General features: G+C 72.0%; 22 protein-coding genes and 1 pseudogene. 11 read left to right on the top strand and 12 right to left on the bottom strand.

The window, feature by feature from the left end; genetic code table 11:
• Both GUY60_RS03945 and GUY60_RS03940 read right to left on the bottom strand, forming a co-directional pair.
• Positions 1-731, bottom strand: a 731-nt coding sequence (locus tag GUY60_RS03945) for a DUF6397 family protein (protein WP_161693761.1), incomplete at its 3' end; no start/stop codon positions are given.
• A 264-nt stretch (positions 732-995) separates the two neighbouring features.
• Positions 996-1,409, bottom strand: a complete 414-nt coding sequence (locus tag GUY60_RS03940; protein ID WP_161693759.1) for a roadblock/LC7 domain-containing protein — start codon at positions 1,407-1,409, stop codon at positions 996-998.
• A gap of 75 nt (positions 1,410-1,484) precedes the next feature.
• On the opposite strand from GUY60_RS03940, the gene GUY60_RS03935 reads away from it, so the two are divergent.
• A complete protein-coding gene (locus tag GUY60_RS03935; RefSeq protein WP_161693758.1) occupies positions 1,485-1,916 on the top strand; it encodes a PPOX class F420-dependent oxidoreductase in 432 nt (143 codons plus the stop codon).
• A 31-nt stretch (positions 1,917-1,947) separates the two neighbouring features.
• Here GUY60_RS03935 and GUY60_RS03930 read toward each other — a convergent pair whose 3' ends face one another.
• From GUY60_RS03930 to GUY60_RS03910, 5 genes are all read right to left on the bottom strand, one after another.
• Complete coding sequence (locus GUY60_RS03930; protein ID WP_161693756.1) at positions 1,948-2,556, bottom strand: GTP-binding protein; 609 nt, start codon at positions 2,554-2,556, stop codon at positions 1,948-1,950.
• A gap of 294 nt (positions 2,557-2,850) precedes the next feature.
• On the bottom strand, positions 2,851-3,273 hold the full coding sequence (locus GUY60_RS03925) for a DUF742 domain-containing protein (protein ID WP_161693754.1): 423 nt from the start codon (positions 3,271-3,273) through the stop codon (positions 2,851-2,853).
• Positions 3,274-3,292: 19 nt separating this feature from the next.
• Positions 3,293-3,730 carry a roadblock/LC7 domain-containing protein gene (locus GUY60_RS03920; RefSeq protein WP_161693752.1) on the bottom strand — a complete coding sequence of 146 codons (438 nt, stop codon included), beginning with the start codon at positions 3,728-3,730 and terminating at the stop codon, positions 3,293-3,295.
• Entirely contained in the window at positions 3,727-6,543 is a 2,817-nt protein-coding gene (locus GUY60_RS03915; protein ID WP_161693750.1) for a sensor histidine kinase, read from the bottom strand. The genes GUY60_RS03920 and GUY60_RS03915 overlap by 4 nt, the downstream gene beginning before the upstream one ends.
• 130 nt (positions 6,544-6,673) lie before the next feature.
• Positions 6,674-7,450 carry an MHYT domain-containing protein gene (locus GUY60_RS03910; protein ID WP_161693748.1) on the bottom strand — a complete coding sequence of 259 codons (777 nt, stop codon included), beginning with the start codon at positions 7,448-7,450 and terminating at the stop codon, positions 6,674-6,676.
• A 248-nt stretch (positions 7,451-7,698) separates the two neighbouring features.
• Here GUY60_RS03910 and GUY60_RS03905 point away from each other — a divergent pair, with 248 nt between their 5' ends.
• The 3 genes from GUY60_RS03905 (at position 7,699) to GUY60_RS03895 (ending at position 9,990) form a co-directional block, all read left to right on the top strand.
• A complete protein-coding gene (locus GUY60_RS03905; protein ID WP_161693746.1) occupies positions 7,699-8,331 on the top strand; it encodes a class I SAM-dependent methyltransferase in 633 nt (210 codons plus the stop codon).
• 149 nt (positions 8,332-8,480) lie between these two features.
• Positions 8,481-8,792 carry a hypothetical protein gene (locus GUY60_RS03900; protein ID WP_188132129.1) on the top strand — a complete coding sequence of 104 codons (312 nt, stop codon included), beginning with the start codon at positions 8,481-8,483 and terminating at the stop codon, positions 8,790-8,792.
• 241 nt (positions 8,793-9,033) lie between these two features.
• Complete coding sequence (locus tag GUY60_RS03895) at positions 9,034-9,990, top strand: hypothetical protein (protein WP_161693744.1); 957 nt, start codon at positions 9,034-9,036, stop codon at positions 9,988-9,990.
• A gap of 31 nt (positions 9,991-10,021) precedes the next feature.
• Here GUY60_RS03895 and GUY60_RS03890 read toward each other — a convergent pair whose 3' ends face one another.
• The 3 genes from GUY60_RS03890 to GUY60_RS03880 all read right to left on the bottom strand — a co-directional run bounded on the left by GUY60_RS03890 (position 10,022) and on the right by GUY60_RS03880 (position 15,216).
• The gene (locus GUY60_RS03890) at positions 10,022-13,606 is read right to left on the bottom strand and encodes a hypothetical protein (RefSeq protein ID WP_161693743.1); all 3,585 of its coding nucleotides are present in this window, start codon (positions 13,604-13,606) and stop codon (positions 10,022-10,024) included.
• 120 nt (positions 13,607-13,726) lie between these two features.
• Entirely contained in the window at positions 13,727-13,909 is a 183-nt protein-coding gene (locus GUY60_RS03885) for a tail-anchor membrane protein (protein ID WP_161693741.1), read from the bottom strand.
• A 158-nt stretch (positions 13,910-14,067) separates the two neighbouring features.
• Positions 14,068-15,216, bottom strand: coding sequence for a fatty acid desaturase family protein (locus tag GUY60_RS03880; RefSeq protein ID WP_246234250.1), 1,149 nt, complete (start codon positions 15,214-15,216; stop codon positions 14,068-14,070).
• Between the two features lie 392 nt (positions 15,217-15,608).
• Here GUY60_RS03880 and GUY60_RS03875 point away from each other — a divergent pair, with 392 nt between their 5' ends.
• From GUY60_RS03875 to GUY60_RS03865, 3 genes are all read left to right on the top strand, one after another.
• Positions 15,609-18,476 (top strand): SCO1167/SCO6262 family helicase, encoded by a 2,868-nt coding sequence (locus tag GUY60_RS03875; protein WP_161693739.1) that lies wholly within the window; start codon positions 15,609-15,611, stop codon positions 18,474-18,476.
• The gene (locus tag GUY60_RS03870; RefSeq protein WP_246234248.1) at positions 18,473-19,840 is read left to right on the top strand and encodes an SWF or SNF family helicase; all 1,368 of its coding nucleotides are present in this window, start codon (positions 18,473-18,475) and stop codon (positions 19,838-19,840) included. The genes GUY60_RS03875 and GUY60_RS03870 overlap by 4 nt, the downstream gene beginning before the upstream one ends.
• A gap of 186 nt (positions 19,841-20,026) precedes the next feature.
• Positions 20,027-21,385 (top strand): esterase-like activity of phytase family protein, encoded by a 1,359-nt coding sequence (locus tag GUY60_RS03865; protein ID WP_161693737.1) that lies wholly within the window; start codon positions 20,027-20,029, stop codon positions 21,383-21,385.
• Between the two features lie 70 nt (positions 21,386-21,455).
• Here the strand turns inward: GUY60_RS03865 and GUY60_RS03860 are convergent, their stop codons facing one another.
• On the bottom strand, positions 21,456-21,833 hold the full coding sequence (locus GUY60_RS03860; RefSeq protein ID WP_161693735.1) for a DUF6086 family protein: 378 nt from the start codon (positions 21,831-21,833) through the stop codon (positions 21,456-21,458).
• Positions 21,834-22,176: 343 nt separating this feature from the next.
• Here GUY60_RS03860 and GUY60_RS03855 point away from each other — a divergent pair, with 343 nt between their 5' ends.
• The 4 genes from GUY60_RS03855 to GUY60_RS03840 all read left to right on the top strand — a co-directional run bounded on the left by GUY60_RS03855 (position 22,177) and on the right by GUY60_RS03840 (position 26,433).
• Complete coding sequence (locus GUY60_RS03855; protein ID WP_161693733.1) at positions 22,177-22,794, top strand: N-acetylmuramoyl-L-alanine amidase; 618 nt, start codon at positions 22,177-22,179, stop codon at positions 22,792-22,794.
• A gap of 149 nt (positions 22,795-22,943) precedes the next feature.
• On the top strand, positions 22,944-24,206 hold the full coding sequence (locus GUY60_RS03850; protein ID WP_161693731.1) for a GAF domain-containing protein: 1,263 nt from the start codon (positions 22,944-22,946) through the stop codon (positions 24,204-24,206).
• Positions 24,207-24,351: 145 nt separating this feature from the next.
• Complete coding sequence (gene exaC / locus GUY60_RS03845) at positions 24,352-25,875, top strand: acetaldehyde dehydrogenase ExaC (protein ID WP_161693729.1); 1,524 nt, start codon at positions 24,352-24,354, stop codon at positions 25,873-25,875.
• Positions 25,876-26,199: 324 nt separating this feature from the next.
• On the top strand, positions 26,200-26,433 hold the full coding sequence (locus tag GUY60_RS03840) for a hypothetical protein (RefSeq protein ID WP_246234246.1): 234 nt from the start codon (positions 26,200-26,202) through the stop codon (positions 26,431-26,433).
• Between the two features lie 125 nt (positions 26,434-26,558).
• On the opposite strand, the pseudogene GUY60_RS03835 reads toward GUY60_RS03840, so the two are convergent.
• A pseudogene (locus GUY60_RS03835) lies at positions 26,559-26,855 on the bottom strand (dihydrofolate reductase family protein); the annotation flags it as partial.
• Positions 26,856-26,942 lie beyond the last annotated feature (87 nt).

Below are 26,942 nucleotides of genomic sequence, written 5' to 3'. Positions count from 1 at the left end.
CTCGGGGGCAGGGGTGGCGGGTCGCCTGGGCGTGGGGCCGGGTGCCTCTTCCTGGCCTCCGCCAAGCCGAGGACGAGTGTGGTGCAGAGCCAACGGATCTCGTCGGGATCGTCAGCCAGGAGCACCCGCGCGGCGGCCTGGGCGGTGGGTGAGTCCGGGCCGCCGGGGAGCCCTGGCGCCTCCGGGCGCAGCCGGTTCAGATAGGCGCGTTCATACGGGTCCGGGACCAGATCCATGACCTGTGCCGCATCGAGCATCGACGCCGTCACCGCCGCGCCCTCCCAGGGCCCTTGAGCCAGGCGGAGCAGGTGACTGCAGTGCCGCTCCCGCCAGTTGCGAGCACGCCGGTCCTCACCCGCGCCAAGCCGGGTACGGAGCGTGACGGGTGCCTTGCCGGAGAGCAGCGCGGCGTTGGCCTCGGCGAACTGCCGTACGTCGTCGGCGAGATAGAGCCAGACCATCGCTCGGTAGCGGTTGATGTAGAACTTGGCCGGGACGAGGAAGCCGAGGCGGGCGAGTTTGGTGAAGCGGTCCCGGGTGATGCCCATGAGGTCGGCGCCCGCGCTGGTGCCGACGAGTTTCACCCGGCCCCGCAGCGCCTCGGGAAACCCGTGCGCGGCCTGGAGCCGTTCGACCTCGGACCGGGCCACCCGCCAGCGTCCGGGATCCTTCCCTCCGGCTGTGCGGACCAGGCCGAGCTGGACCGCGAGATTCAACTCGGTTCGCTTCAAGCCCAGTTCTACTGCCGCGCGACCCGGCGCGTATGACGCCGTGGGCGTGTGGGCTTCGGTGTTCGGTGCGGCATGTGCATGTGCCGTCATGGTGGCGGTCTCCCCCGTGAGTTCGTTCGCTCGATCACTCTCGGTGAAGACCGTAGCCCGCTCGCGACTTTCTCCGCTCGGCCTGTGGATAACTCTGCCGAGCGGCGCGAGAAAGCCCCGAATCACGGGCCGGTCGGCTCGTGCGGCCGGCCGGCCGCACGAGCCGACGAACCGTCAGAGCTCCACGGCTGGCGTCTCGTTGGGCTGTCGCGCGCCGACGCCGAGGTGCTCTCCGACCCGGTTGACGAGGAGCGTCATCTCGTACGCGACCTGGCCGACGTCGGCGTCCGCCGAGCTGAGGACGCACAGGCAACTGCCGTCGCCCGCCGAGGTGACGAAGAGGATCGCCTCGTCAAACTCGATCATGGTCTGTCGGACGGTGCCCGCGCCGAAGTGCCGTCCCGATCCCTTGGCCAGGCTGTGCAGGCCGGACGAGACCGCGGCCAGGTGCTCCGCGTCCTCCCGCTGAAGTTCCGTACTCGTCCCCGTGACCAGGCCGTCGTTGGACAGGACCAGTGCGTGCCGGACATGTTCGACGCGCTTGGTCAGGTCGTCCAGCAACCATCCAAGTTCCGTGTTCTGCGCCATGTTTGTGCCTCCCCGTTACTCCGTTGCTCGCAAGCCTTCACCAATGGCGCGTTACGGGCAAGGCAGGATGGGGCCATGGCACAGAAGATGACTGACGCCGAGTGGCGGGCCTTCGTCTCGCACGGCACGCGCACCGGAAAACTCTCGACCGTACGGGCCGACGGCTCCCCGCACATCGCTCCCATCTGGTTCGTGCTCGACGGGGACGAGCACCTGGTCTTCAACACCGGTAAGGACACCGTCAAGGGACGCAACCTCGCGCGCGACGGCCGGGTCGCCCTGTGTGTGGACGACGACCGGCCGCCGTTCTCGTACGTCGTGCTCCAGGGGCAGGCCGAGCTGATCGAGGACCTGGCGCAGGTGCGGGCGGGGGCCACGCGGATCGGCGCCAGGTACATGGGCGGGCACCGGGCCGAGGAATTCGGCGCGCGCAATGGAGTGCCCGGCGAGCTGCTTGTGCGGGTCCGGATCGCCAAGGTTCTCGCTCAGGCCGGAGTGGCGGACTGAGCTGCGGGTTCAGTGCACTGGGCGGCCCGTGTCAGGGCCGGCCGACGGTGTCGAGGAGCCGGGCGGTGTGCATCCGGCCTGCGTACTCGACGAGCCGGATCAGCACTTCCTTTCCGGAGTCGCGGTCACGGGCATCGCACAGCACCACGGGCGTGCCCTGGTCCAGGTCGAGTGCGCGGGACACGTCACCGGCTCCGTAACCGCGCGCTCCGGGGAAGCAGTTGACCGCGACCACGAAGGGGATGCGGCGGTGCTCGAAGAAGTCCACCGCTGGAAAACTGTCCTCGAGGCGCCGGGTATCGGCGAGGACAACGGCGCCCAGTGCGCCCTGTGACAGCTCGTCCCACAGGAACCAGAAGCGGTCCTGTCCCGGTGTGCCGAAGAGGTACAGGGAAAGCCCGCTCCTGATGGTGATCCTGCCGAAGTCCATGGCGACCGTGGTGGTGGTTTTGCGGTCCACTCCCCCGGTGTCGTCCACCGACTCGCCCAGTTCGCTGAGCTGTTCCTCGGTGCGCAGTGGCCGGATTTCGCTGACCGAGCCGACCAGGGTGGTCTTGCCCACGCCGAATCCGCCGGCTACCAGGATCTTCAGGGACAGGTCCGTGGGGTCACTGTCGGCTTCGTATCGCTCGGGGGCCATCGATCACTTCTCTCGGGTGGACGCCAGGAGTTCGGGGTCGGCACGCGTGTGCCGGGGTCTGGGCAGCGGTTCCGGACGGAGGCAGCAGTATGGCCGCCAGGCGCTCGGGCACGAGGGTCTCGACCGTGGACAGCAGCAGTTTGACCGCTGTGCGTCCGAGTGGTGTCGAGGTGCGGGCGGTCGAGGCCCCACCTGGTTTCGGTTTCCACGCGCGCGTGGTTGGGGTTTCCACACGCGCGGATTCGGTTTCCACATGCGTCGTTTCGGTCCCCACGCGCGCGTGGCCGTGGCTTGTCACAGAGCACGCAGTCCCTCGATCACTTCGCGCAGGATCCGTTCGTCGGGCAGTTGCGCGGGCGGCACGGGGCGGCTGATCTTCACGCAGCCACCGGCGAGGAGGTCGCCGAGGAGCACCCTCACCACTCCGACGGGGAGGTCGGCTCCCGCGGCGAGTTCGGCGACCGACTGCACTTCTGTGCGGCACAGGTCGACGATCGCCCGGTGTTCGGGGCCGAGCGCGCTGTCGCCGCCCGCCTCGGGTGCGTTGGCGTCCAGGGCGACGAGGGCGATCAGGTCGAAGCGCGCCGCCGCCGGGCCGGGGTCGGTGCGGCCGCCCGTCATCGCGTAAGGACGTACGAGCGGCCCCGCCTCCGCGTCGTACCACTGGCTGCCGGGCTGCGCGCGGTCGCCGCCCTGAGGCCCGTTCCGGGTGCTCATCTGCGGCCGCCTCTCCCGCTCACCGCGCGGCGGGGGGCTGCTCGGCGTACCGGGGCGGCGTGTACAGGTGCTCGCCGACGCGCTTGACCAGACGGGCCATCTCGTACGCGACCAGACCGATGTCGGCGGCCGCCGTGCTCAATACGGCGATGCAGGAGCCGTCTCCCGCCGCGGCGACGAACAGGAATCCGTCGTCCATCTCGACCATCGTCTGGCGCACTCCCCCGACACCGAAGTGCCGGCCGGCGCCCTTGGCCAGACTGTGGAAGCCGGAGGCGACGGCGGCCAGGTGCTCGGCGTCCGCGCGGCGCAGGGTGCTGGAGGATCCGACGGCGAGCCCGTCGTTGGAGAGCACCACACAGTGCCGGACGTCGCCGACACGGGCCACCAAGTCGTCGAGGAGCCAGTCGAGTTCACCGGAGCGGTGTGCGGTTCCGGGGCGCGGGTCGCCGGTCATGTGCGGTCTCCTTCGCTGCTGTCGCCGGTTTTGCCGGGGCGGGGGCTTCCGGGGCGAGGCCTGCCGGGTGCCCCAGGTGGGCGGCCGCCGCCTCGCGCCCAGCCGTCGCGGTACGCCGTCATACGGGCTCTGACTTGTTCGGGGGTACGTTCGCCGGGCTCGGGGGCGCCTTGGGGTACCGGTGTGGGCTCGGCGGCGGGGTGCTCGCGCAGTTGTGGGGCGAGGCTGGCCTGGCGCACCCTGCGGGGCAGTCCGCCGATGTCGTCGTCGACGGACTCCGGCCCTGTGTGGCCGTCGGGCTCCGGTGACCACGCGCGCGTGCTGGTGTCCGGGGGCCGGTTCCGGGAGTCCTGTTCCGTGGCGGCTTCATGGGGGCCGGTGCCCGTACTGGTGTGGAGCTTGAGGGTGATGACGCCGGGTCGGGCGGCCGGTTCCGGCTGGTCCGAGGGTGCGAGTTCGGGACGCTGCCTTGCCGGGCGTACGGAGCTGGTCGACGCACGCGGGAAGGCCGCCACATCGCGTGGGTGAGCGTTGTCGTGGGCGCTGGTGTGGGCGTTGGTGTGGGCGTTGTCGCGGCCCTCGTCGTGGCCCGGCACGCGCGCGTGCTCGAACCGGTCTCTGAGGGTGCCGATTTCAGGGACAGGGACAGGGACAGGGGCGGGAGCGGGGGCGGCCAAGGCGCTTTCCTCGGTGGCCTGTTGGAGGAGTCCCGTGGGCAGCAACACCACGGCCGTGGTGCCGCCGTACGGCGAGGTGCGCAGATGCACCCTGATGCCGTGCCGTGAGGAGAGCCTGCTGACGACGAAGAGGCCCAGCCGGTCGCTGTCGAACAGGTCGAGGGCCTCGGACTGCTCGATGCGCCGGTTGGCCGCGTCCAGCCGCTCCCTGCCCATGCCGAGACCCCGGTCCTCTACCTCCAGGGCGTAACCGTTGCCGACGGGTTCGCCGCTGACCCGCACCCTGGTGTGCGGCGGGGAGAACTGGGCGGCGTTCTCGATGAGTTCGGCCAGGAGGTGGGTGACGTCGGCGATGGCGGAGCCGACAACGGCAGCCTCCGGGAACTGACGGACCTCCACGCGCGCGTAGTCCTCGATTTCGGAGACGGCGGCGCGCACGACGCTGGTGAGGGACACCGGTGCGCGCCAGGCCCGGCCCGGCGGGGAGCCGGACAGGATGATCAGGCTCTCCGCATGCCGTCGCATACGGGTGGTGAGGTGGTCGAGCCGGAAGAGGTCACCGAGTTCGTTGGGGTCGTCGGCGCGGCGTTCCATCGCGTCGAGAAGGTTCAGTTGGCGGTGTACGAGGACCTGGGAGCGGCGGGCCAGGTTCACGAAGACCCCGGAGATGCCGCTGGCGAGTTCGGCGCGCTCGACGGCCGCGCGCAGCGCCGCCCGGTGCACAGTGTGCAGGGCCTCCGCGACCTGACCGGTCTCGTCGTCGGTGGCGGGGCCCTTCGGGGCCTCCGCATGGACGTCGATCTCTTCGCCGGCGCGCAACCGGTCCATAGCGTGCGGGAGTTTGCGCCGGGCGATCTCCAGGGCACTGTTGCGGAGGCTGACCAGTTCGACGACCAGTGCGCGGCCGATGCGTACGGAGATGACGAGCGACGCGGCGACGGCGAGCAACCCGAACAGGACCGCGGCGCCCGCCGGGGTGAGCGCCCCGCGCGTGAACGGGTCGGCGCGCTCCGCACCACTGCGACGCGCCTCCGCCTCGATGGCGCGCAGCCGCTCGCGCACATCCGGGTAGGCCTGTTCCCCGGCGCCGCCCTTGATGGCCGCGTAGGCCTTGGCGCCGTCGGACGCGGCGAGCACCTTGTCCTCGGTGGCGCGCACGTCGCGGTACGCACTGCCCGCCTCCAGGTCGCGCCACGCATCGCGGTCGGGCCCGTGCAGGTCGCGTACGGCGGTGTCGGTGAGGGTGCGGCGGGAGTCGACGGCGCCCAGGTAGCGGTGCAGCCGTTCGCCGTCCAGGGAGCCGGTGAGGCGCGCGGAGGCAAGCAGGGTGTCCTGGCGGGCCAACATCTCGCCCGCCTGGCCGAGTTCGAGCAGCACGCGCGCGTCGGAGCCGAGTTGGGCGTCGGCGATGCCGGTGAGGGCGCCGTTCACGCCGAAGGCGGCGGAGATGGTCCTCGTGTACGTGTCGTACGCCTCGTCCCAGTCGGTGCGGTGGTCCAGAACCGTGGTGCGCAGCGAGGTGAGCCCGTTCGTCCGGGTCATGAAGTCGTCGAGGCGTACGGCGACATCGGGCGGCAGGTCGCCACTGTCGGCGACCGTGTGCGCCGGGCCGAGGCGCAGCCGGTTCACGGCCCGGTCGGTGGCGGCGGCCCGCTGTTTCAGGCGGGCGGCACGGTCGGCGCCCGGCTCTGCGGCGTGCCGCACGGCGGCGTCGCGCTCCTCCTGCAGTGCGGTGACGGCCGCGGCGACGGGGGCACGTACCTGCTCGTCCACCCGCCGCACCTGCCGGAGTTCGGCCACGTCCTGCGCGGTGGTGACGGTGGCGTACGCCCACAGGGCGAGCAGCGACACGACGGGCACCATGAGGAGGCAGACGACCTTGGCGCGCACAGTGCGGGGGCGCAGCCGCAGGCGTCCGGCACGCGCGCGTGGAGCGGGTTTCGGTGTGCTCGGGTTGGGTTTTGCGGTCGGGTCGTGCTGTGCGTGGTGCGTGCTCGTCGCGTCCTCTGCAGCGGGCGCGCCCGCGTGGGCGCGGCGGCCGCGCGGGGGTCCGGGGTCCAATCCGGGGTCGGGCACTGAAGTGCCGTGTTCTGAGGGGTGTTCGGGGCCGGGTGATGTGCGGCGGGGTGTGCGCATGGCCTCCTCGCTCGGGCCGGGGTCTGTGGCTGTTCCTGTCCAGCGGCCGAGGAGGGGGTGGGGAGCTGCGGCCGGTGTGTGCAGTGCGCGTTCCTGGTGCGGGTTGACGCTGGGGGGCGCGTCGTCGCGGTCAGGGTGCGGCGGCTCCTTCCAGCGGGCGTTGGGCGGCGGCCGAGGCCGCGCTCTCCACCGCGGTCGGGGAGAGCGCGACGAAGGCCGAGGTGAGGAAGAGGTACGAGCCGAGGCCGACGGCGAGGGGGAAGACGAACTGCATCGCCGTGGCTCCGGGGAGCAGCGCACTGGAGGGGTCGACGCGCACGGTCACCGCGAACATGCCCGTGTAGTGCATGCTGCTGACCGCTCCGCCCATCACCAGGGAGGCGACGGCCACCGCGAGCGGTGAGGTGATGTTGAGCGCGGCCCACAGGGCCGCCGTCGCGGCGATGACAGCGATCACCACAGAGAGGCCGACGCGTACCGGATCGAAGATGACCTCGCCGTGCAGCCGTACCGCCGCCATGCCCAGGTAGTGCATGCTGGCGACGCCGATGCCGGTGGCGAGACCGCCCACCACGAGCGCGCGCCCGCGGTCCCGGCTGTAGCCGACGGCGAAGACTCCGCCACCGACGACCAGCATGGCGACAACGAGGCTGAGGATGGTCAGCGGCACGTTGTAGCGGATCTCCGTGCCGGTGACGCTGAAACCGAGCATCGCGACGAAGTGCATCGTCCAGATCCCGGTTCCGATCGCGGTGGCGGCGGTGATCAGCCAGTTGCGGCGCGCCCTGCCGGTGGTGGCGAGGGCGCGGACGGTGCAGCGCAGGCCGAGTGCCGCGCCGATGCACGCCATGACGTACGACAGTGCGGGGGTCAGCCAGCCGAAGGTGGCGTGGTCCAGGTGTCCCATGGCTCAGGGACGCTAGACCTGCCGGGGGCGCACAAGGGGCGCAGTTCGCAAGCTGGCGGAATATGACATGGATATGTTCCGGAACGATCGATCCAGGGTCGAACATGCGCGCAGTACGGACGTGCGAAGCGGAGCTTCCCCTTCACGGGGTGCTCGCGTCATGTCACGCGGTGCACTCACCACTTCACGGGGTGCACTCGCCCTCGCCGGACAGCCCCGTTGTCAGTGCTCTGCGGAATCATGAAGGCATGAGCGACAACGACAGCCGTGCACGGCAGCCCCAGGAGTACGACACCGCCCGCGTCCAGGAGTTCTTCGGCGCCCGCGCCGCCGGATGGGACGCACGGTTCCCGGACGACGGCCCGGCGTACGCGGCAGCGGTCGCCGAACTCGGCCTGCGCGCCGGAGCGTCCGTACTCGACGCGGGCTCCGGCACGGGGAGAGCCCTGCCCGCGCTGCGTGCCGCCGTGGGCGCAGAGGGCCTGGTCGTGGGCGCCGACCTCACCGCCGAGATGCTGACCGCCGCGGCGCGGGCGGGCCGTGATCGGGACAGTTCCCTGGTGCGCGCGGATGTGTCGCGGCTGCCGATCCGCACCGGCTCCATGGACGCGGTGTTCGCGGCCGGCCTCATCGCCCACCTGCCCCAACCGACGGAAAATCTACGGGAGTTGGCGCGAGTGGTGCGCCCCGGTGGGCAGTTGGCGCTGTTCCACCCCATCGGCCGCGCGGCGCTCGCGGCCCGGCACGGACGGCAGCTCACTCCGGACGACCTGCGCGCGGAGGCCAATCTCCGTCCCCTGCTTGCCGGTTCGGGCTGGAACCTGATGTCGTACGTGGACGAGGACGACCGCTTCCTGGCCCTGGCGGTGCGCGAGGACTGACAACGGCTGCGCGCGCCCGAGAGCGAGCTGAGGTGGTTTCCGACGACAATGAAAACGGGGGCAGCAGCATCCCGTCCGGCCGCCGCGCGGGAGCTCGTACCGCGTGCGCGCAAGGCCGGAAGACCGCACAGGGGGAAGGCAGTTCGACCATGACCGACATACTCCGCAGGCTGTTCCGGCCGGACGGGCGCGAGCCCGGCACGACCGTCGACGAAAGCCCGCGTGGCACCACAAAGGCGAAGGGCTCACGCAACCTCTTCGAGGCGGCGGCCACTTATGTTGCCGCCGGAGCGGAGGACGACCAGGAGCGGATGGACGACGCCGCCGGCTGGGTCTCACCCGAGGCACTCTCCTTCGGCGTCAGCGAGCTCGCGTGCCGCGCGGTGATCGCGCTGGCGCGTGAGCGCGACGAGTCACCGGAGCAGGTCGCGCGCACACTCCTCGGCCTGCCCACCGACTGACGCGGCGCGGCTCGGCTCGGCTCGGCGCAACACGGCGCGAAACGGCGCGATACGGCTCCCGGCACGGTGGCGGCACATCCGACCACGCCACCACCCACACGTCACCGTGCCGGGGCACGCACACGGGTGCCAGGCAAGCACAAGGGTGCCGACGAGCGACTTTGAAGTATCTCCGGGCCTCGACGCGCGAGTTACCCACTCGTTAAGGTGCGCCGACCGACAAAGCGAAGTGGAGGATGCCATGGCCGGGACGGACCAGGCCGTCACCGCCGACGATGATGCGCTGTACGTGCTCACAGCTGTGCTGTTGACGCCCGCGAAGTTCCCCAGCGCACTCGGCGACGACTATCCGGAAGCATGCGAAGCCCTCGGTCTCGCACCGCTCACCGACGGGTACGGCCTCGTGCTCGGGCAGGACTGCGACGGCGCCCGCTGGACGGTCGTCGTGGACGACGTGTCCCTCGTGGCCGTCGCCATCGCCTCCTGGGACTGCGGCATGGAGTACGACCTCTCGCCGGACGACCGCACCGTGGTGTGCGCGCTGCCGGGCTGGCCGCTCGCGGTGGCCGTCGCGGCGCCGGGCGTGGCCGCGCCGCACGACCCAGAGCCGGACCCGGACGCCCCCGACGCCCGCACGCTCACTCCCCCGGACACCAGCACATGGGGTCCGGCCCAACGCCGCCTCGGCGCCGACGAGATCGCCCTGCAGTGGGCGACCTGGCGGTCCCAGATCGACGACTCGGAGTTTGAGACGGAGCCCTCCGAGGCGGACGAGCCGGACACGGGTGCGCAGGACGACGAGGGCGTGGAAGGCGTCGAGGGCGTGGAAGGCGTCAAGGCCGTCGACGAAGAGACAGGGACCGAGACGGAGGCGGAGACGGAGACGGACTCGGCCACCGAGACCGACGGCGACGAGACGCCCGCCCAACCGGCGACCGGTGTGCGGCGCGTGCTCGCGGAGGCTCGCGCGTACGTCGACACTCCGCCGCCGCTCGGCCGGGTGCGTTCGGCCTTCGCCACGCAGGACGCTCGTACGTTGCGGGCCGACGGTCCTGGCTGGTCGCTGGTGGCGAGGACCGACGACATCGCGTTCGTGCTGCTCGACGAGGAGCCGGGCGAAGTCCTGCCCGTGGGGCGCGGGCCCGAACTGCCCGCGCTTCTGGAGGCCCTCGACAAGATGGCCGTACGCCCCACCTGAGTGAGCGCGGCGGCTCTCGACTCAGCGGCGGTCACGACTCGTCCGGTGACACCAACTCCGCCTCCAGAGCCGTCTCCGCGTCCTCGTGGGCCCGCAGGGCGTCGAGTTCGGACCGCCAGTCGGCGGTCCAGGAGGACCGCTGGCCGCCGATCCGTACGAGGGCGAGGGCGAACCTCGCCGCCACCACCGAGCCGCGTTCTCGCAGGTCCTTGGCGGCGGTGAGGAAGGCGGCGGGCGGGGGAACGGTGACGTATCCGGGGATGGCGTAGACGCCGCCCCAGGGGTTGTTGTGGCGTTCCAGCGTCTGCAGGAACCGGTCCCAGCGTTCCGGCCGGTACTTCCCGGCGCACAGTTCTGCGGCCAAGGCGTCGCGCCGCGCTCGGGCTGCACGCGCGTGCAGCCCGACGGATTCCAGGGCGTCGGCGAGGCCGTCGGTCGTCGCCGCCTCGTTCAGGGACGCGCCGCCGCCTCCGTGGCCCGCTCCGCTTTCGTTGCTGAGGAGTTCGGCGCAGGCGGTGAGGCGGCGGAGCATGTCGGCACGGAGTGGCGACTCTGCGTCGCGGGCGCGGCTGACGAGGCGCCGCCACGTGTCCAGTACGGCGGTGACGGTGGGGGTGCCGACGGGACCGGCCGGTACGCGCAGCAGGGCCTCGGCCGCCGCACGCCATTCGCGCGGTGCCCGCGCGGGATCGAGGAGCACCTCCGCCAGGGCCCGTAGCGCCGCTTCCGGGTCCGGCACGGACCTCGCCGCGAGGGTCCGGCACGCCGTTGCCACAGCGTCGTGGCTCATGCCTGTGGTGTGCAGCACCCGGATGAGGAACGCGGTGTACGCGGTGGCCCAATGTGCGGGACCGGACACAGGGCCGGATGCGGAACCGGACGCGTGGCCGAGATCGTGCACCACGCGCGTGTGCAGCACGACCTCGCGGAGCGCGGGTTCGTCGAGGCAGGGGACGAGGCGGTCCGCGATGTCGGGTCGGTCGACTCGGGCGACGAGGAACTGGGCCAACACGGCGCGTACGTCCCGGTGTTGGTTCTCCACGTCCCAGGCGGTGAGCAACGCGTCGAAGGCCGCGGCGTCCGGGAGTTCTCCGAGGGCGCGGGCCGCTTCCTTGCGGCTGCCCACGGGGTTGGCGAGGTCGGTGAGGACCGAGCCGAGCAGGGTGACGGCCTCGTCGGCGGGCCGGGTGCCGAACACCTGGCGCAGCGCCGCCATGGCTGCCCGGCCGCGTACGCCTCCCCTGCCCGTGTGCCGGAGCAGACAGGCGATCGACTCGTCCGCCGGCTCCTCCGCGTCCGGCGCGGCTTCGACGGTGACCACCGAGGCGGTGACCCCCAAGGCGCCGAGTGCCGCTGCGGCCACGGGTTGCGGCGCCTCGTCGGCGAGGCCGGTGAGGAGTTCCGGCGTACGGAGCCTGGACGCGGCGTCGGCGCGGGTGTGCAGGGGCACGTCCTCGTCCCGTGCCACGCGCGCGTAGTGCTCGTTCAGAGCGCGGCGCTGCCGCGGCAGCCAGCGGCCCGTGACGGCGGGAGCGACGCATGGCACCCAGGGTGTCGCGCGCGGCCTGAGGTGTCCTGTCAGTCCGTCCGTCGCGGCCGCGATGACGGGGTCAAGGAGGTCGGTACGGCGGGTGGCGAGGGTGTGCAGGACTCGGGGTACATCCGCGAACGACACGTCCTGGGCGATGAGTTCGGCGCACCGTTGCTCGCGGCGGGCCGAGGGCGCGACCCAGAGCCCGGCCGCGCGGGCGGCGAGTGTCGGGTCCGTCGAGGTCAGGGCGATGTCGTGGACGCGCCTGTCGAGATCGGGCAACCGCTCCAGGTGAGGCGCGAGGAGCTCGGCCAGAGTCACGCACAGGGCGGGGTTCTCCCGAGTGTGCGGAGTGGCGTCCACCGAGATCGCCGCCCACAGTGCCTGCGCCGTGGCCGTGTCGAGCGGCAACGGCTGCACGGCGCCACCGGAACGTCGGCCACCGGAACTCCGGTACGACTCGGTCCCATATCGGCGCGAGGCGTGCAGCGGATGCCGGGTGTCGTTCAGGACCTGGCAGAGCAATCCGGCGCTATAGGCGGCGTTTTCGAGGTCCTGGCCGCTGATCTGGGCGAGCGTGCTGCGGCGCAGCAACCGCCCGGCGGCGGTCAGGGTGCCGGAACTGGAGTCACGCGACTGCACGGCGGTCAGGGCGGCGTCCCGCAGGACCTGCCGGGGCAGTGCGCGGAGCAGTTCGGCGGCGGCGCCCGCGAGTTGGGTGAGGGTGTGTCGGCGGATCTCGTCGCGGTCGTGCCAGGCCCGTTCACAGAGTGCCGCGATCCGCGCGAACTCGGCCGGATCTCCGTTCAGTTCGGCACACGCGAGGAGTGTGGGCCAGGCCAGATAGCGGTCGTGGAGGCGGTGCTGACCGGCCATCTCGATCAGCAGGGGTTCGACCATGGACAGGGGCAGGACGACGGCGTACCGCGCCGCTCTGCGGTGGCGGCGCGCCCAACGCTGCCTGAGCGGTTCGATCAGGGGGGCGCGGTCGGCGGGTTCGAGGGCGGCGAGCACGCGGACAGGTAGCGCCCCGAACCCGCCGCGCAGCCGCTCGGCCCTGCGGGTGACGATGCGGAGGCGTTCGGCGGGCGGCAGCAGCATGAGCATGCTGTCCGGGGCCACGTCCTGCCGCTCCCCCGGGTGCTGGCGCCGGACGCCGTCGGCGCAGTGCTCCGCCAGCTCGATCAGATCGTCCGGCGCGAGCCGGTGCAGTGCGGTGCGCACCTTCTTCGGCAACGGCCCTGGTGGTACGCGTAGTTGGCTGCTCGGCCGGTCCGCCGGGCCGACCGGCTCGGCCTCGCCCCGGCCCGGCGGCCGGGCCGCGCGGAGGGCGTCGAGCGCGGCGGCCGGTTGTCGCAGTACAGCGACCGCGGCCCGCCCGTCGAGCAGGTGCGGCACGGCCCGTACGAGCACGAGGGCCGCCTCCGGGTCGCGTATGGCGGCGATGCTCGCAAGGTCACGGTGGTGGCGGCCGAAGCTGTGGACGGCGCTCCGGTCCTGCGGGGTGAGCTGGGCGTACCGTGCGGCGATCAGTCGGGCCACCGCCAAGGGTGCCGTGCGGGTCAGGGTGCGCAGCACTCCGTGCGGCGGGTCGAGCCGAGGTAGCCAGGTGTCGACGGTGGCCGAGGGGCAGGCGGGCAGGAGCCGGGCCGCGTCGTCGGCGCCGTACCGCTCGTGCACGCGCGGCAGGAGCCGTGCCGCCAGCCGGTCCCGACGGCTGAGCCTGAGCACGCGGTACGTGTCGTGGCGCACCGCGCGTGCGGGGTTCAACGCCAGCCGTTCCAGGGGTTCTTCGGGCACTGGGAGGCGGATCGCGGCGGACAGGGCCCGTCGGCGCAGCACCGGGTCGGCGAGCGCCGCGCCCACGGTGGGCAGATCGCGACGGGCGACGGCCAGGAACAGCGCGGTGTGCCGTTCGTACACGGTGCCCGCGTCGAGCGTGCGGTGCAGCGCGGCGTAGGCGTCCGGCGCGAGGGTGCGGGCATACCCGGCCAGGGAGCTGGTGCGGGCGGGGAAGGGCTGGTCGTCGAAGTGGATGCTGAGCCAACCAGGAGTGAGGGGCTGCGGGGAAGTGTGTGGGGCCATCAGCGATCACCGTGGGACCGCTGGGCCTCCTTTCCGGAAGTCATACGGAGAGGATCACCACCCGGCGCCGCCACGGCAAATCCTTTTCCGGGACGGCGCCTTCACCGCCGGCGGCCCAGGTCAGCCGCCTATCTGCCGTCGCCGGTTCCGTCGCAGTCTGCGGCGCTGGGACGGGTCGAGGGCCAGATACGCGCCGGCCGGGACGCCGATGACGATCAGCAGGACGGCCCACAGGGGCAGCCAGATCCACAGGAACAGACCGATCGCCACACCGCCGATGGCGATCTTCGCGTTGTTCGACATGATGTCGCCTCCTCTGCGGCCGGTGCCGCGCTCTGTCTGGAGAACGGACCCGCGCTCGCCCTGGTTCCAGTGTCGACCCCGAGCTACCCCTGATGTCGAGTGGTTCGAACCCTGACTCAACCCTGAGACCGCCCTCGGTCAGCGGGCGGTCGTCCGGCTCAGGGGCGGGCCCGGAGCGGCTCTCCGACCTCTCGCAGGTACCGGAGCACCTGACGATAGGAGTCGACGAGTCCGGTTTCCGCGTACGACAGTCCGAGGCGGCGGCAGTGCGCCCTGACCAAGGGCTGGGCGAGGCGCAGGTGCGGGCGCGGCATGCTCGGGAAGAGGTGGTGCTCGATCTGGTAGTTGAGGCCGCCGAGGAACCAGTCGGTGAGCGGGCCGCCGCGGATGTTGCGCGAGGTGAGGACCTGGCGGCGCAGGTGGCCCCAGCGGGCGCCGTAGCCGTCGGGCATCTCCATGCCCTTGTGGTTCGGGGCGAAGGCCATGCCCAGGTGGAGGCCGAACAGCGCCTGGTGCAGGACGGCGAACGCGAGGGCCTTGCCGGGTGAAAGCACGGTGAGAAGCAGGGCGGTGTATGCGGCGATGTGGACGAGCAGCAGCGGCCCTTCGACGGCACGTTCGGCGGGCGTCTGGCGGCGCAGGTCGCGCAGTCCCTGCACCTTGAGGTTGAGGCCTTCGAGGAGGCACAGGGGGAAGAACAGCCAGGCCTGGTGGCGGGTGAGCCAGCCCTGCAGGCCGGTTCGGCCCTCGGCGTGCGGCGCGGCGAAAACCAGCACATCAGGGGCGACGTCGGGGTCCTTCTCCAGATGGTTGGGGTTGGCGTGGTGCCGGTTGTGCTTGTCGTTCCACCAGGCGGCGCTCATCCCGAGCAGCAGGTTGGCGTGGATCAGGCCGATGAGCCGTGCGGACCGGCGGCCACGGGTGATCTGGGAGTGCCCGGCGTCGTGACCGATGAACGCGGTACGGGCGGAGAACACGGCGAGCGGCACGGCGAGGAGCAGCGTCCACCAGGTGTCGCCGAGCGTGACCATGCCGGTGACGATCGCGGCGAGGACCAGCGCGTTGGTCGCGATACCCAGGGCGTACCAGCCGGCCCGGCGCTCCAGCAGGCCCTGCTCCCGCACGGTGCGCAACAAGGGCGCGAACTCACTGCCCTTGCCCGCGCCCGCACGCGTGCCCCCGTCCGCACCCTCGCGCGTGCCCTCGTCCGCGCTCTCCCTTGTGCCGGTTTCACCGCCGTCTGCGCCGGTTTCACCGCCGTTCGCTGTGGGGGCGAGGCCCGGTTCCATGAGGCTGGGGTGCGGCATGGCGCGTCTCCGGTCTATAGGTCCGTCACGAGGAGGTGCGGGACGTGCGGGGATGCGGGACGTACCCGGGGTACGGAGGCACGGGATGCGGAGATGTGGCGCACCGGATTCCGCCCGCATAGAGGCGCTGCCATCAGCCGGGCGAGCAGCCGGGCAGCCGCTTTCGAACCTACGGAGAGTCACCTTGCGCGACCATGGCGCCACCACCCGTGTACGACGGGGGGCCTGCACGGCGCGCGCGGTAGGGCTGGCCACAGCCCGGAACCGGCGTGACGGCGATCACAGCATTCTTGCTCGCATGGGCACCCCGGGTCGATGTATCCTCGGCCGCCCTGCCCGCACTAGTCAAATTTGAGGAACCTGTCATCGCTGTGCACAGGCCATCTGCGGTCATGCCCTCCCAGATCCGTGAACTCTCCCTCTGCAGCGCCGTTTTCCTGCCCGGCGATCCGGCCCGCACCGGTCGCGTGGCGTTCTGGCACCCCACCGGACAGGCCCCGCCCGAAGCGGACGCGGGAACCGTCGCGGAGCTGACCGTGGTCCTGCCCGGCCCGGCGGAGGCCGAGCGTGTCCGGGTGCCCGCGCGGGTCATGTCCGTACGCGAGGCGCTGCCGGTGCTCACCCGGGCCCGCGCTCTGGACGGGGCCGACGCGGCGTCCGCGTTCTGGGGTGCCGCCGCCGTGTGGGCGCTGCAACTGGCCGCACGGGGGCTGCTGTTGCCCGGCCTCTCGGCCGCCGACCACGACGCCTGGCGCGTGGGTCCGCTGGCCGCGGACGACCTGCGACTGCTTCGTGACCTGGCGGCGGCGATGCCACCGGCCGCGCACGCGGTGCCGCAGGCCGTCGAGGGGCCGCTCCTTCTGCCCGAGCCGGAGCGGCTGCTGCGCGGTTTCCTCGACGCCGTGGCCGACACACTGCCCCGCTCCCCCGCCGCCCGGCTCGCGGCCGGGCAGCGCCCGTTCGCGGCCGAGGAGCCCGAGCACGTGCCCGCACAGCGCCCCTGGGCGGCCGATGTCGCTGCCGGGCACGACGCGGGCGTACGGATCTCGCTGCGCGTCGAGGTCGGCGGTCTCAGCGCCGCCGAGGCGGCTGACGCGCCCGGCGCGTTCCGTGCCGTGCTGCAGATGCACAGCGTCAGCGACCCGGCGCTGGTCGCCGACGCCGCCGAGGTGTGGGCCGAATCCGGGCCCGCGGCGCGGTCGTTCGGGCCTCGCGCGCGGCTCGACGCGCTGCTCGCGCTACGGCGGGCGGCCCGAGCGTGGGCGCCGCTCGCACCGCTGCTCTCGGCGGCCGTCCCGGACGCCGTGGAGCTCGCCGACGAGGACGTCACCGAACTCCTCGGCACGGCCGCCCGCACCCTCTCGGGAGCGGGCGTGGACGTGCACTGGCCGCGGGAGCTGGCCCGCAAGCTGACCGCGCGCGCCGTCATCGGGCCGCCGGACGGCGGCCCTGACGATCCGGACGGTGACGGCGGCGACCGTGACGCGCGGGGCTACTCCGCAGGACCGTCGTTCCTGTCCGCCGACGCGCTGCTCTCGTTCCACTGGTGGTTCGCCCTCGGCGACCAGGAGTTGACGCGCGAGGAGCTCGACCAGCTGGCGGAGTCCAACCGTCCGGTGGTCCGGCTGCGCGACCAGTGGGTGCTGGTCGACCCGCAGGAGGCACAACGCGCGCGTGCGCGGCAGGACCACAAGATCAGCACCGTCGACGCCCTGAGCGCCGCCCTCACCGGCTCGACCGAGGTCGACGGGCGCCGCGTGGAGGTCCAGGCCGGTGGGTGGCTGGAGCGGCTGCGTGAGCGCCTCGCCGACCCGGAGGCAGCCACACCCGTGGAGCAGCCCCGGGCACTCGCCGCGACCCTGCGCGACTACCAGTTGCGCGGCCTCGGCTGGCTCGCGCAGATGACCTCGCTCGGCCTCGGCGGCTGCCTCGCGGACGACATGGGGCTCGGCAAGACGATCACGCTGATCGCCCTGCATCTGCACCGGCAGCAGGACAAGGAGTCGGCCGGGCCCACGCTCGTGGTCTGCCCCACGTCCCTGATGGGCAACTGGGAGCGGGAGATCCAGAAGTTCGCGCCGGGCACGGCCGTGCGCCGCTTCCACGGTGGCTCCCGCAACCTGGACGGTCTGGCCGACGGCGAGTTCGTACTCACGACGTACGGCACGATGCGCCTGGACGCGGCCCAACTGGGCTCTGTCACCTGGGGGATGGTCGTCGCCGACGAGGCGCAGCACGTGAAGAACCCGTTCTCCGCGACCGCGAAGGAGCTGCGCGGAATCGGGGCCCACGCGCGCGTGGCGCTGACCGGCACCCCGGTGGAGAACAACCTGTCCGAGCTGTGGGCGATCCTCGACTGGACCACTCCGCGGCTGCTCGGCCGGCTCGGCACGTTCCGCTCCCGCTACGCGCAGGCCGTCGAGGGCGGCGACCCCGCGGCCGCCGAGCGGCTCGCCCGCCTGGTGCGGCCGTTCCTGTTGCGCCGCCGCAAGTCCGATCCGGGCATCGCGCCCGAGCTGCCGCCGAAGACCGAGACCGACCGGGCCGTATCGCTCACCACGGAGCAGACCGGCCTGTACGAGGCGGTGGTGCGCGAGACCATGGCGGCGATCACGGCCGCCGACGGGATGGAGCGGCGCGGCCTGGTCGTGAAGCTGCTGACCGGGCTCAAGCAGATCTGCAACCACCCGGCGCAGTACCTCAAGGAGGAGCGCCCGCGCGTGTCCGGGCGCTCCGGCAAGCTGGAACTCCTCGACGAGCTGCTCGACACGATCCTCGCCGAGGACGCGAGCGTGCTGGTGTTCACGCAGTACGTGCAGATGGCGCGGCTCATCGAAGGGCATCTGGCGGCGCGTGGCGTGCCCAGCCAGTTCCTGCACGGCGGCACGCCGGTGCGGGAACGCGAGGCGATGGTGGAACGTTTCCAGGACGGTGAAGTCCCGGTGTTCCTGCTGTCGTTGAAGGCGGCGGGCACGGGTCTGAACCTGACGCGGGCCGAGCATGTCGTGCACTACGACCGGTGGTGGAACCCAGCGGTGGAGGCACAGGCCACGGACCGGGCGTACCGCATCGGGCAGACGCAGCCGGTGCAGGTGCACCGGCTGATCGCGGAGGGCACGATCGAGGACCGGATCGCCGCGATGCTGGAGCGCAAGCGCGAGCTCGCCGACTCGGTGCTCGGCGCCGGCGAGGCCGCCCTGACCGAGATGACCGACGCGGAACTCGCCGACCTGGTGGCGCTTCGAGGGGGCACACGATGAGTGGTGGACACGACGAGGTGTACGCGGCGGACGACGCGTGCGGGGGGCACAAGTACGACGACGCGCACACGGCCGAAGAGGAACGGACGTTCGCGGCGCTGCCGCCCGCGCAGGGGCGGAGCTTCGCCACGAGCTGGTGGGGGCAGGCCTGGCTGAAGGCGCTTGAGGACACCGCGCTTGAGCTGTCGCAGCTCAAGGCGGGCCGCAGGCTGGCGCGTTCGGGCGCGGTCGGCGCGATCTCGGTGCGGCCGGGCCGGATCACCGCGGTGGTGAGCGGCCGTGACGGCAGCGGGCACCGCTCCGATGTGCTGCTGCAGCGCCTGACGGACGACGAGTGGGACCGTTTCCTCGACATGGCGGTCGAGCGGGCGGGGCACATCGCGGCGCTCCTCGACCGCGAGATGCCGCCTCATCTGGTGGAGGACGCGGCGGCCGCCGGGGTCGAACTGCTTCCGGGCATCGGCGATCTGGAGCCGCAGTGCACCTGTGACGCGTGGGACCACTGCGCGCACACGACAGCGCTCTGCTACCAGGTGGCACGGCTGCTCGACCAGGACCCGTTCGTGCTGCTCCTGATGCGTGGCCGGGGCGAGCGCGCGCTGCTCGACGAATTGCAGGTGCGCAGCGTCGCGCGGGCCGCGCAGGACGAACCGGAGGGGCAGGCCGAACAGGAGGACGCGGAGCGGGCGGAGGGTGTTCCGGCCGACGAGGCGTACGCGACGGGCGCGATCCTGCCCCCGCTGCCGCCGCTCCCGGTGCTGCCCGAGGCGCCCGGGGAGCCGCCGTCGCTCGACACCGAGACGCCGCCCGCGCCCGGAGTCGACGCCGCCGCCGTGGCGTTCCTGGCCGAGCGGGCGGCCATGGACGCGCACCGGCTGCTCGCCGAGGCGCTCGCGCCCGGTCACCGCGAGTCCGCGCCCGAGGAGCCGTTGACGGTCGACCAGGACGCGGTGCGGCTCGCCGCGGACGCCGGTCCCGGCGCGGACGCGCACGTGCTCACGCGTATCGCCGAGGGCACCGGCCGCGACCGGGAAGCGCTCCGACTGGCGGTACGCGCGTGGCAGTTGGGCGGGTCCGCGGGCCTGGCCGTACTGGAGGAGGAGTGGACGCCGCAGGCCGAATCGGCCGCACGCGCGCGTGCCGATCTGGAGACGGCCTGGGACGACGACGAGCGGCCCGCGCTGCGCGCCGCCCGCAACCGCTGGACCGCTTCCGGCTCCCGCGCCCAACTGCGCCTGGGCCGGGACGGCCGCTGGTGGCCGTACCGCAAGGAACGCGGCCGCTGGCAACCGGCGGGACCGGCAGCGCACGACCCGGCAACGGCGCTCGCGGCGGCCACGGGCGAGGCGGGCGGGGACGCATGACCCGGACGCTCGGCGTGGACGGGTAGCCGCGTGGACGGGCGTTGGTCCGGCCGGAAGGGGTGACGGCGCGACAGGAGCCGTGTGCGCGTCGCCGCCCGTTCATGTGGCGGTTTCCGGGTGTTGGGGCGAGGGATCGACTGTGATCACGCATTCGTTGATACGTCCACAGTCGTTCTGGAGGCCCTGATGTCCGCGCACGCCCCACAGAGGCGCCGAGTCCGCCGTTCCGTCGCCGTAGGTGTGCCGCTCGCCGTGGCCGCCGCCGTCGTCGTGGCCGGGACCGCCATCGGGGCGCCGACGCCGGCCGGCCCGTCGACGACCGCACCGGAGGTCACAGGCGCGGCGACGCTGCCGGACCTGCCGTTGGCGGAGTTCAGCAACGGCCTGCTGCCCGGCACGGTCGCCGACGACCGGGGCGTGGACCTCGGCGGCATCGGCAGCGACCTGTACCCGGCGGGCCGCGAGGGCGAGTTCTGGACGGTGACCGATCGCGGGCCGAACGGCCAGATCAAGGTGGACGGCGGCAAGCGGCGCACGTTCCCCGTGCCCGGCTTCGACCCCGCGATCGTGCGCGTCAAGGTGTCCGGCGACAGCGTCCGGGTGCTTGACGCGCGCCCCCTCACCACGGCGGGCGGCAAGCCCGTCACCGGGCTGCCCAACCAGCGCGAGCGCGACGAGGCCCCGTACTCGTACGACGCGAGCACCCCGCTGGCGTACGACCCGAACGGCCTCGACACCGAGGGCGTCGTGCGGGCGAAGGACGGTTCGTTCTGGCTGGTCGACGAGTACGGACCGTCGCTGGTGCACGTGTCCGCGCGCGGCCGGGTCCTGACGCGGTACGTGCCCGAGGGGCTGGCGCTCAAGGGCGCCGACTACCCGGTGGTGGAGGCGCTGCCGGGCGTACTGCTGCACCGCAAGGTGAACCGCGGCTTCGAGGGTCTCGCGCAACTGCCCGGCGGTGACCTGGTGTTGGCGGTGCAGAGCCCGCTCTCGCTGCCCGACGAGGACGCGGGCGAGGCTTCGCGCACGGCCCGGCTGCTGCGGTTCTCGCCCCGGCAGCAGGAGGTCACCGCGGAGTACGCGTACCGCTTCGACCCCGTGGATGTCGTCGACCCCGGCGAGGACGACACCTCCGAGCTGAAGATCTCCTCGGTGGTCGCGATCGGCCGCGACACGCTGCTCGTCCAGGAGCGCACCGACAAGGCGTCCCGACTGCACCGCGTACGCCTCGACCGGCGCGCCGACATCCTCGGTACGCGTTGGGACCAGGCGTCCACGTCGCCGGCCCTCGAAGCGCTGGACGACCCGGCGGAGCAGGGCGTTCCGGTGCTCGGGAAGCGGCTCGTCGTGGATCTCGGCAAGGTCGACGGTGTACCCGGGAAGATCGAGGGCGTGGCCGTGACGGGCCGTTCGTCACTCGCGCTGATCAACGACAACGACTTCGGGATGACGGACGGGTCTGAGGCCTTCGACGCGGACGGACGGCTCGTGGACAGCGGCCTGGAGACCCGGGTGACCTTCCTGGACCTCGGCGAACGCCTGTAGTTCCAGGCGGTGTCGGCCTCTGCGGCCGCCGCACCGCTCCGGGCGCGGTCGCGGGAACGCCCCTGGCTGGTCAGCCGTGCATTGCCCGGCCGAGCTCCTGGGCCCGCTCCCGCAGCACGGCGGCCCTTGCCGCACCCGCAGCGTCGAACGCCTCCGCCGCGGGTGCGGCGCCCGCGCGGTCCGCGAGGACGAGGGCCGTGGCGACGAAGCCGTCCGAGAGGGCCATGAGCACCGGATGCCGGGTGCGCCCGTAGCGTGCGAGGAGTGCCGTCGCGAAGGCCCGCAGGGCGAGCGGGTCGACGGTCGCCTCGTCGTCCTCCATCGGACCGATACCGGATGCCGAGCCCAACTCCACCTCGTACAGCGCGACTTGACGCAGAAACAGGCCCGCCACGCCGTTGGACGGATTCCACAGCGTCACACCATCGCATTCGAAGTACTGGCTCATCGCATCCCTCTCGCCGCCACCACCGTCGCCGCAGTCGCAGTCGCAGTCGCCACCATCCTCGTAGAGCCCGACTCGTCCAGAACACCCTCCACGCGCGTGTAGCGCCCGCCTGACCAGGCACGCCCCCGTACCCCGAACCACCGCACCGCACTCGTCATTGGGTCGACCAATGAATCTCCTACGCGCGTAGCCCGCACCCTTCCGCCCCAACAACCGCCCGCCGTACGGTATTTGGAGCGCGCCGGCATGTGCAGCGCACCCCACCCCGACGCCACACCACGCATCACCCGAGGGAGCACCACCTGAGGCCCTGAACTCCCCCACCCGAGAGGCAGATCACCCCATGGACCGTGCCAGCAGAACCCCCACCGGCGGGCCGAGCCGTCGCCGTCTGCTCCAGGGCGCCGCTCTCGCCGCCGTCCCCACCTCTCTCCTCCTCCCCGCCACGCGCGCCGACGCGCGGCCCACGAAGCGTGCCGACTACCCGGACGCCGAGTGGGTCCCGGCGAGCAACTCCAACTTCACGGCGTCCAACCGGCCCAGCTCGTACCCGATCGACTTCGTCGTCATCCACGTCACGCAGGAGACGTACGACGACACCCTGGCGATCTTCCAGAACCCGGACGCGCAGGTGTCCGCGCACTATGTGGTGCGCTCCGCCGACGGGAAGGTCGCGCAGTGCGTGCGGGAGCGTGACATCGGCTGGCACGCGGGCAATTGGGACTACAACACGCGCAGCGTCGGCATCGAGCACGAGGGCTGGGTGGACCAGCCGGAGTGGTTCACGGAGGCGATGTACGCGTCGTCGGCGCAGCTCACCGCGCATCTGTGCGCCGCGTACGGGATACCGAAGGACCGCGACCACATCATCGGTCACAGCGAAGTGCCGGGCGCGGACCACACCGACCCGGGCCCGCTGTGGGACTGGGAGCACTACATGGACCTCGTGAACTCCCTGTGAGGTGGACTCACACGGACTCCCTGCCACGTGAACTCCCTGTGAGGTGATCGTCACCTTCCGAGCACGTCTTCTCTCGTCGGAGCTGTTGTCGCCCCGCACGCGCGGGGCGACGATGGCAGCGTCCGCACCGCCGGTATGGGGAGGCAGAGTTGACGGATCCGTGGGTGGCCCTCCAGCCGGGCGCCGACCGTGCCGAGCGGGTGCGCGTGCTGCGCAGTGCCCACTCGGCGTTCACCTCGGCGGGGACCGTCGCCCGGCCCGTGCGTTCCGTGGTGGCCGATTCGTGGCGGCGCTCCGCGCGGGCGCGGGTCAGCCCGGAGGGCACCGCACGGGTCGAGCTCGTGGACGGCGACCTCGGGGCGTACCGCGCGCAGCATCCGCTGGCCCGGGTGATGCCGCTGTTCCGTGAGTTGATGAGCACGTTCGCGATGGACGGGGAGCATCTGCTCGCGGTGTGTGACGCGCACGGGCGGCTGTTGTGGGTGGAGGGGCACTCGGCCACTCGCGCCCGCGCGGGCGGCATGAACTTCGTGCCCGGCGCGCGCTGGTCCGAGTCCGCCATGGGCACCAACGCGCCCGGTACGGCGGTGGCCGTGGGCCGTCCGGTGCAGGTGTTCGCGGCCGAGCACTTCAGCCGCCCGGTGCAGCCCTGGACATGCGCGGCGGCGCCCGTGCACGATCCGCGGACCGGGCGGCTGCTCGGCGCCGTCGACATCACGGGCGGCGACCGCCTTGCGGAGCCGATGAGTCTGGCCTTCGTGCAGGCCGTGGCCCGCGCGGGAGAGGCCCAACTCGCCCTGGACCGGCGCCCGTCCCGCCGGGAGACGATCGAGCTGTACGCCCTTGGCCGGGACGAGGCAAGGCTCGTCGCCGGGGGCCGCAAGGTGCGCCTGAGCCGCCGGCACAGCGAGCTGGCGGTGCTGCTTGCCCGCCACCCCGAGGGCCTCACCGGGGAGCAGTTGCTGCTCTGTCTGTACGAGGACGAGTCGATGTCTCCGGTGACGTTGCGCGCGGAGCTGTCGCGGCTGCGGGCGCTGCTCGGCGCGGAGTTGCTGGCCTCGCGGCCGTACCGGTTCACGGGACCGGTCGACGCGGACTTCCTGCTCGCCGAGCGGCGGCTCGCCACCGGGTCCGTTTCCGGCGCCCTGTCCGCGTACAACGGCCCGCTGCTTCCGCTCTCCCAGGCGCCCGAGGTGGCCCGGTTGCGGCGGCGGCTCGACCGGGCGCTGCGGGACGCACTGATCGGGCGCGGCGATCCGCAGCTGCTCGCCGACTGGGCGTACAGCCGCTGGGGCGGCGACGACCTGGACGTGTGGCAGGCCCTGGTGGCGGCGACGGCACCGGGCACACCGGAGCGGGCCGCGGCGCGCGCCCGGCACCGCGAGCTGGACGCGGAACAGTCTGCGCCCTAGTCCCACCCCCGGATCTCCCCCAACCAGCCAGCCGGGCAACCGGGCAACCGGCCAGCCAGGCAACGTACTTGCAACCTCCGCGCTCCTAGCCTCCCCCAAGAGCGCTGCCCAACGGCGGGCGGCCGTTCCCGGGAGGCCCGAAGAGATGACCCGTTACGCCGCGCCCGGCACCGAGGGCGCCCTCGTGTCCTACGAGTCGCGTTACGACCACTACATCGGCGGCGCGTATGTGCCGCCCGCCCGCGGCCAGTACTTCGAGAACCCCAGTCCGGTCAACGGGCAGCCCTTCACGGAGATCGCCCGCGGTACGGCGGAGGACGTGGAGCGCGCCCTGGACGCCGCACACGCGGCCGCGCCCGCGTGGGGCCGTACGTCCGCGACCGAGCGCGCGGTGATCCTCAACCGGATCGCCGACCGGATGGAGGCCCATCTCGAACCGCTCGCGGTCGCCGAGTCCTGGGAGAACGGCAAGCCGGTGCGGGAGACGCTGGCCGCCGACATCCCGCTCGCCATCGACCACTTCCGCTACTTCGCGGGTGTGGTGCGCGCTCAGGAGGGCTCGCTCAGCGAGATCGACGACGACACCGTCGCGTACCACTTCCATGAGCCGCTCGGTGTGGTCGCGCAGATCATTCCGTGGAACTTCCCGATCCTGATGGCGACTTGGAAGCTAGCGCCGGCGCTCGCGGCGGGCAACGCGGTGGTCCTGAAGCCCGCCGAGCAGACGCCTGCGTCGATCCACTACTGGCTCAGTCTGGTGGCCGATCTGCTGCCGGACGGTGTGCTCAACATCGTCAACGGTTTCGGCGCGGAGGCGGGGAAGCCGCTGGCGTCCAGCCCGCGCGTCGCGAAGGTGGCGTTCACCGGGGAGACCACGACGGGGCGGCTGATCATGCAGTACGCCTCGGAGAACATCAAGCCGGTCACGCTGGAGCTGGGCGGCAAGTCGCCGAACATCTTCTTCGACGATGTGTGGTCGGCGGACGACGCGTTCCGCGACAAGGCCCTTGAGGGCTTCACCATGTTCGCCCTCAACCAGGGCGAGGTGTGCACCTGTCCTTCGCGGGCCCTGATCCAGCGCGGCCACTACCGCGAGTTCCTGGACGCGGCCGTCGCCCGCACCGAGCTGATCGTGCCGGGCCACCCCCTGGACACCGCGACGATGATCGGCGCCCAGGCCTCCAACGACCAGCTGGAGAAGGTCCTTTCGTACGTCGACATCGGCCGGCAGGAGGGCGCGAAGGTCCTCACGGGCGGTGAGCGCGTGGAGTACGACGGTGAACTCGCGGGCGGCTACTACGTCCAGCCGACGATCTTCGAGGGCGACAACCGGATGCGGATCTTCCAGGAGGAGATCTTCGGCCCGGTGGTCTCCGTGACCTCCTTCGACGACTACGACGACGCCTTGAAGATCGCCAACGACACGCTGTACGGGCTCGGCGCCGGTGTCTGGAGCCGCGACATCAACACCGCCTACCGGGCGGGCCGTTCGATCCAGGCGGGCCGCGTGTGGGTGAACAACTACCACGCCTACCCGGCGCACGCGGCCTTCGGCGGCTACAAGCAGTCGGGCATCGGACGCGAGAACCACCGGATGATGCTGGACCACTACCAGCAGACGAAGAACCTTCTCGTTTCCTACAGCCCGGAGAAACTCGGGTTCTTCTAGAGCCTCAAGTCGGGTGCCTGGAGGGAACGTTGTGCCTCAGGCACCCGACAACCACGGTCACCCTCCGCGACACTGTAGGAGTGACCTGTCACTGGCTGGAGTCGGCTGGCGGTGCTTTTGGACCAGTCACGGACCAGAGTTGGTGTCGCGACCACGCCCGGAGAGCCTCCTCATGGGGAGGGTGGATTCAGCTCTCGGGAATGCCAGCCCCCGGCGGTACTGCTCGTCGGTGACGGGTTCCAGCCAGGTGGTTCCGCCGCCTCGGCATCGAACCGGTCGTCATCGAACCCCACCCCCAACGGCTCGCCCGCGCCGAACGGCTGGGTGCGACACGCGACGACGGGCGTACCGGCTTCACGTACGTCTTCGAAACCTCCGGCCACGCCCCCGCCCTGCGCGACCGTCGTCCTGATCGGTCTCAATCCCCACCAACTGCCGCTCACCACCGACGACGTGGTCCGCCGCCAGCTGGTGCTCCGGGGCTCGATGATCTACGACCACCCCGGCGACTTCACCGCCGCGGTCACCGAACTGCCCCAGGCCCGGCCGGGACCGTGATGGACGCCCGCTTCGCACTCGGCGAAGCCCAAGAGGCGTTCGCCGGCGCCGCTCTCGCCCCGAGGAGATCCGCGCCCGTGAGGCAGACGGGCCGCACCAGGTCCGGCCTGCGCGCACGGCTCGACTCAGTGAGTGGCTCGGCGCACCCGATAGCGCAGGTGAAGCACCCGGTGGCCCTGAATCACCACGTCAGGATTCTCCAACCGGTGCTGCGCGTGGACCGACCCGAAGTAGCGCTTGCCGGACCCGAACACGACGGGTACGACGTCCATGCGCACCTCGTCGATCACGCCCGCGGCAAGCACCTGGCCACCCGCGTAGCCAGCGGCGACCTCGACCATTCGGTCACCCGCGAGCTCCTGCGCCTTGGCCACGGCCGCCTCGACGCCGTTGCCGAAGTGAAACGGCTCCTCGGGGTCCCATCAGGACGTCTGCGACACCTTCAGCTGGCCACTCTCGTCCAACGGGGCGCACGCCGACTTCGCCGACCTCTAAGACGCCGACGACAT

The organism is Streptomyces boluensis (assembly GCF_009908195.1).
Lineage (GTDB): Bacteria > Actinomycetota > Actinomycetes > Streptomycetales > Streptomycetaceae > Streptomyces > Streptomyces boluensis.
Note: the sequence above shows the minus strand (reverse complement) of the source record. Positions and strands in the feature narration are given on the sequence as shown.

Bases quoted from the DNA above. Each gene is read 5' to 3' on its own strand.
- GUY60_RS03940 (WP_161693759.1), bottom strand. From the start codon at position 1,409: ATGGCGCAGAACACGGAACTTGGATGGTTGCTGGACGACCTGACCAAG.
- GUY60_RS03935 (WP_161693758.1), top strand. From the start codon at position 1,485: ATGGCACAGAAGATGACTGACGCCGAGTGGCGGGCCTTCGTCTCGCAC.
- GUY60_RS03930 (WP_161693756.1), bottom strand. From the start codon at position 2,556: ATGGCCCCCGAGCGATACGAAGCCGACAGTGACCCCACGGACCTGTCC.
- GUY60_RS03925 (WP_161693754.1), bottom strand. From the start codon at position 3,273: ATGAGCACCCGGAACGGGCCTCAGGGCGGCGACCGCGCGCAGCCCGGC.
- GUY60_RS03920 (WP_161693752.1), bottom strand. From the start codon at position 3,730: ATGACCGGCGACCCGCGCCCCGGAACCGCACACCGCTCCGGTGAACTC.
- GUY60_RS03915 (WP_161693750.1), bottom strand. From the start codon at position 6,543: ATGCGCACACCCCGCCGCACATCACCCGGCCCCGAACACCCCTCAGAA.
- GUY60_RS03910 (WP_161693748.1), bottom strand. From the start codon at position 7,450: ATGGGACACCTGGACCACGCCACCTTCGGCTGGCTGACCCCCGCACTG.
- GUY60_RS03905 (WP_161693746.1), top strand. From the start codon at position 7,699: ATGAGCGACAACGACAGCCGTGCACGGCAGCCCCAGGAGTACGACACC.
- GUY60_RS03900 (WP_188132129.1), top strand. From the start codon at position 8,481: ATGACCGACATACTCCGCAGGCTGTTCCGGCCGGACGGGCGCGAGCCC.
- GUY60_RS03895 (WP_161693744.1), top strand. From the start codon at position 9,034: ATGGCCGGGACGGACCAGGCCGTCACCGCCGACGATGATGCGCTGTAC.
- GUY60_RS03890 (WP_161693743.1), bottom strand. From the start codon at position 13,606: ATGGCCCCACACACTTCCCCGCAGCCCCTCACTCCTGGTTGGCTCAGC.
- GUY60_RS03885 (WP_161693741.1), bottom strand. From the start codon at position 13,909: ATGTCGAACAACGCGAAGATCGCCATCGGCGGTGTGGCGATCGGTCTG.
- GUY60_RS03880 (WP_246234250.1), bottom strand. From the start codon at position 15,216: ATGCCGCACCCCAGCCTCATGGAACCGGGCCTCGCCCCCACAGCGAAC.
- GUY60_RS03875 (WP_161693739.1), top strand. From the start codon at position 15,609: ATGCCCTCCCAGATCCGTGAACTCTCCCTCTGCAGCGCCGTTTTCCTG.
- GUY60_RS03870 (WP_246234248.1), top strand. From the start codon at position 18,473: ATGAGTGGTGGACACGACGAGGTGTACGCGGCGGACGACGCGTGCGGG.
- GUY60_RS03865 (WP_161693737.1), top strand. From the start codon at position 20,027: ATGTCCGCGCACGCCCCACAGAGGCGCCGAGTCCGCCGTTCCGTCGCC.
- GUY60_RS03860 (WP_161693735.1), bottom strand. From the start codon at position 21,833: ATGAGCCAGTACTTCGAATGCGATGGTGTGACGCTGTGGAATCCGTCC.
- GUY60_RS03855 (WP_161693733.1), top strand. From the start codon at position 22,177: ATGGACCGTGCCAGCAGAACCCCCACCGGCGGGCCGAGCCGTCGCCGT.
- exaC (WP_161693729.1), top strand. From the start codon at position 24,352: ATGACCCGTTACGCCGCGCCCGGCACCGAGGGCGCCCTCGTGTCCTAC.